This window comes from Streptomyces sporangiiformans (assembly GCF_005768555.2).
In the GTDB taxonomy this organism is placed as follows: domain Bacteria; phylum Actinomycetota; class Actinomycetes; order Streptomycetales; family Streptomycetaceae; genus Streptomyces; species Streptomyces sporangiiformans.
In genome coordinates this window covers 1-3,394 of record NZ_VCHX02000094.1, presented here as the reverse complement: position 1 = coordinate 3,394, position 3,394 = coordinate 1, and the positions used below count along the sequence as shown (strand labels likewise).

At 71.3% G+C, this 3,394-nt stretch carries 3 protein-coding genes; all 3 read right to left on the bottom strand.

Annotated elements, in window-relative coordinates; translation table 11 throughout:
• Window positions 1-32: 32 nt before the first annotated feature.
• The 3 genes from lysA to FGD71_RS10595 all read right to left on the bottom strand — a co-directional run bounded on the left by lysA (window position 33) and on the right by FGD71_RS10595 (window position 3,321).
• Window positions 33-1,424 carry a diaminopimelate decarboxylase gene (lysA, locus tag FGD71_RS10605; RefSeq protein WP_119100157.1) on the bottom strand — a complete coding sequence of 464 codons (1,392 nt, stop codon included), beginning with the start codon at window positions 1,422-1,424 and terminating at the stop codon, window positions 33-35.
• A gap of 28 nt (window positions 1,425-1,452) precedes the next feature.
• Window positions 1,453-2,529, bottom strand: a complete 1,077-nt coding sequence (gene nrtL, locus FGD71_RS10600) for an ArgS-related anticodon-binding protein NrtL (protein ID WP_119100156.1) — start codon at window positions 2,527-2,529, stop codon at window positions 1,453-1,455.
• A gap of 228 nt (window positions 2,530-2,757) precedes the next feature.
• Window positions 2,758-3,321, bottom strand: a complete 564-nt coding sequence (locus tag FGD71_RS10595) for a response regulator (RefSeq protein WP_119100158.1) — start codon at window positions 3,319-3,321, stop codon at window positions 2,758-2,760.
• Window positions 3,322-3,394 lie beyond the last annotated feature (73 nt).

The window sequence follows — 3,394 nt, the reverse complement described above, 5'->3', positions numbered from 1 at the left end:
CAGGCCCCGGGCCGGGCCTAAGCGGGAGCGGCTCACCCGACATCGAGGCGCAGCAGATCCTCCTCCGTCTCCCGGCGGACGATCGTCCGGGCCTCGCCGTCACGGACCGCGACGACGGGCGGGCGCAGAGCGTGGTTGTAGTTGCTGGCCATGGAGCGGCAGTACGCGCCGGTGGCCGGGACGGCGATGAGGTCGCCGGGCGCCAGGTCGGCGGGCAGGAAGGCGTCCCGCACCACGATGTCGCCGCTCTCGCAGTGCTTGCCGACGACGCGGGCGAGCATGGGTTCGGCGTCACTCGCGCGCGAGACGAGGGCGACGCTGTACTCGGCGTCGTACAGCGCGGTACGGATGTTGTCGGACATGCCGCCGTCGACGGAGACGTACGTACGCAGTCCGTCCAGCGGCTTGATCGTGCCGACCTCGTAGAGGGTGAAGGCGGTCGGCCCGACGATGGCGCGCCCGGGCTCGACGGAGATGCGCGGAGTACCGAGGCGCGCGGCCTCGCACTCGCGCGTGACGATCTCGCTCAGCGCCTTGGCGATCTCGTGCGGCTCGCGCGGATCGTCCTCACTCGTGTAGGCGATACCGAGACCGCCGCCCAGGTCGATCTCGGGCAGTTCGACGCCGTGCTCGTCGCGGACCTCGGCGAGGAGCTTCACGACCCGGCGCGCGGCGACCTCGAACCCGGCCATGTCGAAGATCTGCGAGCCGATGTGCGAGTGGATTCCGACGAGTTCGAGCCCGTCGAGCGCGAGGGCCCGCCGTACGGCCTCGGCGGCCTGCCCGTCCGCGAGCGCGATGCCGAACTTCTGGTCCTCGTGCGCCGTGGCGATGAACTCGTGCGTGTGCGCCTCGACGCCGACGGTCACCCGGATCTGCACGCGCTGCCGCTTGCCGAGGGACTCGGCGATGTGCGCGACACGGACGATCTCCTGGAAGGAGTCGAGGACGATACGCCCGACGCCACTCTCGATGGCCTTGGTGATCTCGTCGGTGGACTTGTTGTTGCCGTGAAAGGCGATGCGGTCGGCGGGCATACCGGCGGAGAGAGCGGTGGCGAGCTCGCCCCCGGAGCAGACATCGAGGTTGAGCCCCTCCTCGTGCAGCCAGCGCACGACGGCACGCGAGAGGAAGGCCTTGCCGGCATAGAAGACGTCGGCGTCGTGCCCGAAGGCCGTGCGCCAGGCACGCGCCCGCGCCCGGAAGTCGGTCTCGTCGAGGAAGTAGGCGGGGGTGCCGAACTCCTCGGCGAGCTCCGTCACCTCCCTGCCGCCCACGGTGACGACTCCGTCGGGCGTACGGGTGACGGTCTGCGCCCAGACCTTCGGGTCAAGGGCGTTGAGGTCGGCGGGCGGAGCGGAGTAGTGCCCCTCGGGCAGGACATCGGCGTGACGGGGCCCGGCGGGATGTGCGGAACGGCTCATGGCGTCTCTTCTTGGCTCTCTTCGGACTTCAGAGGTGTTCGGGTGCGTCGATGCCGAGCAGGGACAGGCCGCCGGCCAGCACCGTCCCGGCGGCTTCGGCAAGCGCGAGCCGGGCGCGGTGGGCGGCCGAGGGTTTCTCGTCACCGAGCGGGAGGACCTGGGTGGCCTCCTGGTAACGGAGGAAGGCATCGGCGACGACCACGAGGTGGCGGGCCAGGCGGTCGGGCGCGTGGTGGTTCGCGGCGGTGGTGAGGGCCGGGGGGTAGTCGGCGAGGGCGGTGAGCAAGGAGGAGGGCGGGTTACTGGTCTCCTTCGGGCGTACGTCGCCGGGGGCGCTGTCGAAGCCCAGATCGGCGGCGTTGCGGCTGAGGGCTCGGGCGCGGGCGTGTGCGTAACGGACCCGGAAGAGGGGGTTGGTCTCGCGCTGCACGAGGTGGTCCGCGGTGATGCGGGGCCGGTCGTGGGGGGCGGGGTGGAGGAGAGCCCAGCGACCCGCGTCACGGCCCAGCGGGGTGGGGTCCTCGGGCGCCGGGACGGGCCGGAGGTTCACGTCGGGATCCTCTGGGGCGGCGGGAGCGCCGGGCTTGCCGTGGGCTCCCACCGTCACACCGAGGGGCCCTGCCCACGCCGGGTCCAACTCCCTCTCACAGGACGTACGGACGAGGATGCCCTGGGTACGGAGGATCCCCGCGAGCACCTGCGCGGTGACCGCGGCACGCACCTCGCACGGGTGGTGCAGCAGCCGGCTCCGCCCGGTCGGCTCGTCGACGTACCCGTAACGGACGCCGCGCCGCAGGATCTCCCGGACCAGGGCCTCGGCTCCCCCGTCGAGGGTGATGTTGAGGAAACCGGGCCCGGTGATCTCTACGCCGGAGACCCCCTCGGCGTCGGTGATGTGCGTCCGCAGGATCTCCGCGACCTGACGGGACGGGCGCCCGGCGGGCCGGGCCAGCTGCAGGGCGACGTTCGTGGCGTAGTCACCGCACCCCCCGGGCCCGGGCGGCGCGACCATCGCCCGCGCGGGCACGGCCACACTCAGCTCACCGGCGTCCACGGCGCGGCGCACGGCGCGCAGGACGGTACGGGAGAGCTCGACGGGGGTCACGGGGACANGGTACGGGAGAGCTCGACGGGGGTCACGGGGACAAGCGTATGGGAGGAGGGGGGCGGGTAGGCGAACGGGTTTGGGGAGGGTCCGGGATGTGGACGGGGGGTGGGTGGGATGGGCGGGATGCGTGGGATCCACGGGATGGGGACGGTGGGTGACCGCCGATCGGAGAATGGTCGCCGCCGGAGACTGATCGCCAATCGGTGGTTGCCGATCGAATAGTGGTCAGCCGGCGGCGCCGGTCCGCCCGGCACGCTCGGCCTCCCCCGCCACCCCGTACGAACTCTCGACCGAGGCACCTTCGATCAACGAACTCTCCATCGCCGGACTCTTCATCGATGAACTCCCGAACGACGCGCCGCTGCTCCGCCGCTCCATCAACTGCCATACGATCCGCACGAGTTCGGCGGGCTCGAAGGGCTTGGCCAGAAAGGCGTCGACCCCCAGGTCCAGCCCACTCTCGACCTCGTACTGCGTACAGGCACTCACGATGGCGAGGGGCAGATTCCGCGTCCTCGGATCGGCACGAAGGCGGGCGGCCGTGCGCAGCCCGTCCAGGCGGGGCATCACCACGTCCAGGGTGAGGACATCGGGCCGCACCTGATGAACGACATCCAGACACTCGGCACCGTCGGCCGCGGTCACGACCTCGAAACCCTCCAGTTCGAGGTTGACCCTGATCAACTGCCGGATGACCTTGTTGTCGTCCACAACAAGCACCCGACCGGACGCGCCTGGCACAACTCGAGAGTAGGTCGCCCCCCACGCCCGCGTCCGGCTTTTCCCCACTTCCACCCCGCCCGGAGTACCCGCCCCGCACCCCACTTCCCCGCCCAACCCGAGGGCCGGCCCCTCCCTCACC

What these genes read in the sequence shown, in the direction of transcription:
- lysA (WP_119100157.1), bottom strand. Translation starts at nt 1,424, where the DNA reads ATGAGCCGTTCCGCACATCCCGCCGGGCCCCGTCACGCCGATGTCCTG.